Annotated in this window: 6 protein-coding genes; 2 read left to right on the top strand and 4 right to left on the bottom strand. The window is 67.5% G+C overall.

Going from position 1 to position 6,599, the window contains the following annotated elements; all coding sequences use genetic code 11:
- Window positions 1–599: 599 nt before the first annotated feature.
- The 3 genes from ACWDUA_RS23915 to ACWDUA_RS23905 all read right to left on the bottom strand — a co-directional run bounded on the left by ACWDUA_RS23915 (window position 600) and on the right by ACWDUA_RS23905 (window position 3,260).
- Window positions 600–2,216 carry a serine/threonine-protein kinase gene (locus tag ACWDUA_RS23915; RefSeq protein WP_449753515.1) on the bottom strand — a complete coding sequence of 539 codons (1,617 nt, stop codon included), beginning with the start codon at window positions 2,214–2,216 and terminating at the stop codon, window positions 600–602.
- A 76-nt stretch (window positions 2,217–2,292) separates the two neighbouring features.
- The gene (locus ACWDUA_RS23910; RefSeq protein WP_449753514.1) at window positions 2,293–2,628 is read right to left on the bottom strand and encodes an antibiotic biosynthesis monooxygenase family protein; all 336 of its coding nucleotides are present in this window, start codon (window positions 2,626–2,628) and stop codon (window positions 2,293–2,295) included.
- A 107-nt stretch (window positions 2,629–2,735) separates the two neighbouring features.
- The gene (locus tag ACWDUA_RS23905) at window positions 2,736–3,260 is read right to left on the bottom strand and encodes an Hsp20/alpha crystallin family protein (RefSeq protein WP_449753513.1); all 525 of its coding nucleotides are present in this window, start codon (window positions 3,258–3,260) and stop codon (window positions 2,736–2,738) included.
- A 170-nt stretch (window positions 3,261–3,430) separates the two neighbouring features.
- Between ACWDUA_RS23905 and ACWDUA_RS23900 the strand changes: the two genes are divergently transcribed.
- The gene (locus ACWDUA_RS23900; protein WP_449753512.1) at window positions 3,431–3,862 is read left to right on the top strand and encodes a MarR family winged helix-turn-helix transcriptional regulator; all 432 of its coding nucleotides are present in this window, start codon (window positions 3,431–3,433) and stop codon (window positions 3,860–3,862) included.
- 144 nt (window positions 3,863–4,006) lie between these two features.
- Complete coding sequence (locus ACWDUA_RS23895; protein ID WP_449753511.1) at window positions 4,007–5,302, top strand: MFS transporter; 1,296 nt, start codon at window positions 4,007–4,009, stop codon at window positions 5,300–5,302.
- A gap of 100 nt (window positions 5,303–5,402) precedes the next feature.
- On the opposite strand, the gene ACWDUA_RS23890 is transcribed toward ACWDUA_RS23895, so the two are convergent.
- Entirely contained in the window at window positions 5,403–6,575 is a 1,173-nt protein-coding gene (locus ACWDUA_RS23890) for an LLM class flavin-dependent oxidoreductase (RefSeq protein WP_449753510.1), read from the bottom strand.
- Window positions 6,576–6,599 lie beyond the last annotated feature (24 nt).

The following is a 6,599-nucleotide window of genomic DNA, read 5'->3' as shown; positions in this document are numbered from 1 at the left end:
ACCCGTGTCGAAACCTCGGTAGGTCACCGCGGACGGTGACCACCTCTAACATGGGCTGCGTTCCGAGCTCGGCCGGCAGAGGTTTCGACTCGACTCGTCGCTACGCTCCTCGTCGGCTCAACCACCAATGGGTACAACCCCATTCGCTGGTCCACTCGGGTCAACGGTGATGCTCGCGCCGGCGAGTTCGGCCGGCGGGGGGTTTCGACTCGACTTGTCGCTGCGCTCCTCGTCGGCTCAACTATCAACGGGTGCACCCATATTGGGTGGTTGAGTCGGGGTCAACGGTGATGCTCGCGCCGGCGAATTCGGCCGGCGGGGGTTTCGACTTGACTTGTCGCTGCGCTCCTCGTCGGCTCAACCACCAATGGGTACAACCACATTCGGTGGTTGAGCCGGGACCGAGCATCGCGAGGACCCGTGTCGAAGCCCGGTGACCCGACGGTGTCGGCGACCATCGTCAGGGGTGGCTGCGTTCGGAGCCAGGCCGGCGGGGGTTTCGACTCGTCTCGTCGCTGCGCTCCTCGTCGGCTCAACCACCAAGTGGCACATCTTGACTCGAGTTCCTGCGCTCCTCGGGGAATCAACCGTCAACTCGACTAGCCGACCACTTGTTCGTCGGCGACGGTGACGGAGCCGCCGATTTCGGCGGTTCCGAGTACACGGGCTCGTTCTTCGACCCGTGCCCGACCGCTCACCGAGGCCGAACCGGAGACGCGGGCATGTCCGGAGACGTGGGCGTCGTCGGTGATCGTCGCGTGCTCGGACACGATGGCGTAGTCGGTGATCTGTGCGCGTCCGGCCACCCGGGACCCGCCGCAGATCCGGGCGTTGTCGGTGGCTCTCGCCGAGTCGGCGAGGACGGCCTCCTCGTACACCCAGGCGCTACCGGAGACTGTTGCAGAGTCCTTGATCTCGGCCATGCCGGACACTCGGGTGTTGCCGGCGACGTGTGCGTCGCCGAAGACCGACGAATCGCCGTCGACGCGGGCGGTACCGGCCACCCCGGCGCGATCGCCCACGAAGGCGTTCTCCCGGACGGACGCGTTCTCCCTGACCCGCGCATCCCCGACAACCCACGCCTCTTCGCCCACCCACGCCTGATCGGCGAGGTTGGCCTGCGATTCGAGCCATCCGCCGACGTCGCCGGCCTGCACCCGATGCTGTGGGAGATCGCGCCGTGCGCGGATGCGCCGCAGGCGGACGGTGTGTGACCGGCCGTCGACACTGTAGGTGAATTCCTGTGCCTCCCCGACGAAGTCGAAGTGGTCGGGTGCGGGGGTAGGCGGCTGCAGGGTGGCGGGTGCGTGGTGGGCGACGACGGTATCGGCGTTCTGGGCCGAGATGTCCTGCTGTGCAGTCGGTTCGATGATGGTTCCGGTGGCCTGGCCCAGCGTCGCCGACAGCGCGGCCACGAACTCGGTGCATGTGCGGTACCTGTCGTCGCGACGTTTGGCCATGCCGCGGGCGATCACGGCGTCGACGGCCACGGGCAGTCCGGGGCGCATTGCGGAGATGGAGGGTGGGGGATCGGCGAGATGCTGCTTCATCACGGTGGCGGCGGTGGGACCGCGGAACGGTTTGCAGCCGGTGAGCAGGTGTGCGGCCATGCACGCGAGGCTGTACTGGTCGGCGCGACCGTCGAGGTCGTCGTCGGAGAGCTGCTCGGGGGAGCAGTAGTCGAACGTTCCGATGAACGTCCCGGCGGCGGTGAGTCCGTCGTCGGCGCCGATCTGGCGGGCGATCCCGAAGTCGCCGAGCAGGATCTGGTCGACCTCGGTGTCGATCAGGATGTTCGCGGGCTTCACATCACGATGGACGACGCCGCGGCGGTGACCGAAGTCGAGGGCGCGGGCGATGTCGGTGAGGATCTCCATCGCGACCCCGATGTCCATGCCCTGCGGGGCGCGGGCGATGAGTGCCCCGGCCGTGGTACCACGCACTAGTCGCATGCTCAGCCAGAGGTGGCCGTCGTCGTCACCGCAGTCGTAGATGGGGACGATGTGCGGGTGTTCGAGCCCGGCGGCGAGCTGACCTTCACGCTGGAATCGCAGCCGGAACGTCGGGTCGGTGGAGACCGATGCGTTGAGGACCTTGAGTGCCACCATGCGCGGCAGACGGGGATGATGCGCCGCGTAGACGGTGCCCATGCCGCCCTGACCGAGGATCTCGGCGAGCCGGTGTCCGGCGATCTGTCCTCCGCCGAACGATTGCATGTGGCGAACCTAGCACTTCGACGCCGCGTCGGCCTCGTGGCTCCATCGCTGGAATGACACACCGGGACTCCGGATCTCAGCGCGGTCCGGCGGGCCCATACGAGCGGGTCACCGTCGCCACACGGACCTGGTAGTCGGCGTACCAGGTGCTCCGTCCTCGTTGCTGGGCGATCTCGTGCTCGGCGACGTGCTTCCACGCCTGCGCGGCGGCCTCGTCGATCCAGTACGAGACGGTGATGCCGAGCTCCTCGCGGGCCGATTCGATCCCGAGACAGCCGGGCCGCGTACGTGCCAACTCGTCCATCCGGGCCGACATCACGGCGTATCCGTTGTCGCCGGGCGTGCGGATCGACGTGAAGATCACCGCGACGTAGGGCGGAGTCGGGGTGTTCGCGAACGGGTCGTCGACCATGAGCACAGGGTATCGCCGCACGGACCGGGAGAATCCGGTGCCGACACGGCGACGCCGCCCGCGCACGGATGCGGGGCGGCGTCGGCTGGATGGGGCGGTTGTGTCGATCAGCTCTCGGCTGCGCCGTCGGCAGGGGTCTCGGTGGTGTCGGTCGACGCGGCGGTCTCCGTCGAGATCGTGATCTGACGTGCCTGGGCGGGTCCGGCCTTGGGCAGGCCGAGCTTGAGGACACCGTCGGTGAGGGTGGCCTCGACCTTGTCCGCGTCCACCTCGCCCGGGAGCGCGAGACGGTAGTCGAACTTGCCGGTACGGCGCGTCTGGTGTCGTACCTCGCCGGTGCGCTCGACCGCGGTGGTCTCGCCGTGGACGTGCAGGACGTTGTCGTCGAGTTCGACGCTGATGTCCTCGCGCTTGATGCCGGGCAGTTCGGCCTCGACGAGGTAGCTCTGCTCGGTCTCCTCGACGGTGACCGCCGGGGTCCAGGCCGCGGTCGCGATGCGGGCAGGCTCGAGCCCGGCGAACGCGGCGTCGAACAGGTCGAGCAGATGGCGGTTGTCGTCGAACACCCGGAACGGTGCGAAGAAGGGGGCGCCGACGCGGCGGGCGGGAACGAGGCGTCCGGTGGTTGCCATGGTGCGTGTCCTTTCTCAGCGAACGCTTGCTCTGTCGAAGCATTCTTATGTCAAGTTGAGCGCTGGGCAGTCAACTTTTATTCCGGGGTGATCGGTCTCCGGTTCCGTCTCGCGGGCCAGGGCACGGGAAAGTATATGCATAAGGTATATAAATGAGGTATGTTATTTGAGTGTCCTCGTACAGCGATCTCCTCTGCAGCCTCGTCCTCGCAGGCCAACGCCTGACGCGGGTGGCTGTCCGGGAGACCGCCGAGAAGGTCTCGCCGAACGTCTACCTGACGTTGGCGACGCTGACCGATCACGGTCCGCTGCGCACCGGCGAGCTCGCCGTCCACGTTCGGCTCACCCAGCCGGCGATGACGCGGCTACTCGCCACCATGGCCGACGACGGCTGGGTGCGGCGCGTGGCCGATTCGGACGCCCGGGCCGCGCGCTTCGCCATCACCGACGAAGGGACCGCGCTCCAGGCCGACTGGCATCGCCGCATCGGTGAGGCACTGGAACCGTACTTCCGTGATCTGCCCGACGACGATGTCGCGGCGATCGCACGCACGGTGACACTCCTCGACGCCGCACCGCTCGACGGTCCGCCGCCGCGCTGACCCGAGGATCTCATTCACACCAAGCACCGCCACGGTTGACGCCGGCGGTCGCGGGCTGCTGCCTGCGCCGACGCCACCGCGGGGTCGCCTCGTGCTGCCCGGCGCCGGCCGGTAGTACCCGCACGGAAAGGAATTCATCCGCTCATGACCCGAACCCGAGACGCACAGTCCCCGTCGGTCGGCGCCGTCGATCCCGGTGATCACGTCAGCCAGAAGCCGTCACTGCTGAGGCAACCTCCCGCCGTCTGGGCCGTCGCCTTCGCCTCGATGGTCGCCTTCATGGGCATCGGTCTCGTCGGGCCGATCCTCCCCACGATCTCCGAAGACCTCGGCGCCACACCGACACAGACCTCGTTGCTGTTCACCAGCTACCTCGTGATCACCGCGGTGGTCATGTTCTTCACCAGTTGGATCTCGTCGCGCATCGGCACCCGCACCACCATGCTGCTCGGCCTCGCCGTCATCGTCGTCGCCGCCATCGGATGTGCGCTGTCCACCGACATCAACGGCATCATCGCCTTCCGCGCTCTGTGGGGTCTGGGCAATGCGCTGTTCCTGTCCACCGCGCTGGCATCGATCATCTCCGCCTCGGGGGGACCTGCCGGTCACGCGGTGATCCTGTACGAGGCCGCGCTCGGTATCGGGCTCGCCGTCGGGCCGCTGGTCGGTGGCATGCTCGGCGAGTTCTCCTGGTCGGTGCCGTTCTGGGGGACCGCCACCCTGATGGCCGTCGGCTTCGTCGCGATCGTCACCATCGTGCGCACCCCCAAGCCCACCGCGACCCAGAAGGCGTCGACGGTGCACACGCCGATCTCCGCTCCGTTCACGGCACTTCGGATCCGCCCCGTCCTGATCCTGAGCATCGTGGCCTTCTTCTACAACGCCTCGTTCTTCGTCACGCTCGCCTATGCGCCGTACCCGTTGGGTCTGTCGGCCATCGGGATCGGCATGGTCATGACCGGCTTCGGCATCGGCATCGCCTTCATGAGTGTGGTCGTGGCTCCCCGTCTGACACACCGCTTCTCGCCGCTGCGCACGTTGTGGGCGGCACTGATCGTGTTCGCGTTGACGATGGTCGCGACCGCCCTGTCGACGAGCAGTCTTCCCGTCCTGATCGTCTGCACCATCCTGCTCGGCTTCGAGATCGGTCTGCTCAACACCGTTCTGACCGAAGCGGTGATGGAGTCCAGCGTTCTCCCGCGGCCGGTGGCCTCCTCGGCCTACTCCGGTGTGCGGTTCCTCGGTGGTGCCATCGGCGCCCCGGTCGGCACCTCCCTGGCCGGCTACACCGACGGATCTCCCTTCCTGTTCGCAGGAGCAACGGCCTTGGTGGGCGCACTGATCGTGATCGTCTGCCAACGCGTGATCGCCCGCGCCGATCAACCGGTCCACGAGACCCTGATCGACGAGGCCGAGGCGATCACGGTCGCCGACGACTGACGTCCGGCGCGCACAAGGCCCCGGCTCGACGTGAGCGAGTCGGGGCCTTTGTCGTCCTTCGGGGATGGGACGGTGCGAGAGCGTGATCAGATGAGCGGACTCATCCCACCCCGACCGGTGTCGTCTTCTCCCGATCATGTGCATCGGTCAACGACTTGACCTCGCCGATCAACGCCCGCAACAGTTCTCGGTGCTCCGCGTCGACCAGCTCCGGCTCACCCGTGCGCGGCTGCAACTCGCCGGCCCCGCCGATGGTGAGGACCTCGATGCCCAGCTTGTAGTACTCGAGGTAGGCCCGGGCCACCGATTCCGGTGAACCCACCAGTGACGGACCATGATTGGTCAGTGCGCCCAGCCTGCCGTAGAACGCGTCCTCGGGGGAGTCGGTGCGGCTGCGCAGATCCAGCTCGCGATCGGCGTCGTCGACGAGGCCGGTCATCCTCGTCTGGTCCGGTCGGTATCCGGTGCGTTCCTGGTAGTCGAGCACCTCGCGGGTGATGCCCTCGGCCTTCGCCCATGCCTGCTCGACGGTCGGCGCGAGGATCACGTTGAATCCACCCAGCCAGAAGCCGATCTCGCGACCCTTCGCAGCGGCGGCGTCGACGACCCGGCGGATCAGCGCCGGGGTGTCCGACAGCGGGACCGTGGGTAGGGCGTAGATGTCGGAATGCGTCGCCGCGAGCTCGATCCCGGCATCGGATGCCCCGGCCGACGAGATCAGCGGACGCGGTGTGCGGATCGGCAGCGTGGCCGAGCGGGCGCCGGCGATCCGGTAGAACTCGCCCGAGTAGTCGAACGGCTCGGTGGCGGTCAGTTCCTGCTTGAAGACATCGAGGTACTCATGGGACCGGCGGTACCGCTCCTCCTTCGGCAGCCAGTCGCCCTCGCGTTGCATGTCCTCGTCACTGGAACCCTGGATGATGTGGATGGTCGTGCGGCCACCGGACAGCCGGTCGAGCGTGGCGAGCGTACGGGCCGCCACCGTCGGTGACTGCAGTCCCACCCGATGTGCTGCGGCCACGGTGATCGTGTCGGTATGTGCCAGAATCCATCCGGCGGTGGCCCACACATCCGGTCGGTCGGAGAACTGGTTCACCAGGATGCTGGTGAACCCGTCCCGCTCGGCCTCGCGGCCACCACGTTCGACGATGGAGGCATCGGTCTCGGGCGGGGCCGATTCGGCGATGAAGAACGATGCGGGGCCACCGTACGGGGAGTCGGAGGTCTTGCGTTTCCCGTGGAACGAATTGCGGGTTCGGAGGTCGACGGGCATGGACTTCTCCTTCTGGTCGGCAGG

Source organism: Gordonia sp. NPDC003376 (assembly GCF_053589235.1).
Note: the sequence above shows the minus strand (reverse complement) of the source record. Positions and strands in the feature narration are given on the sequence as shown.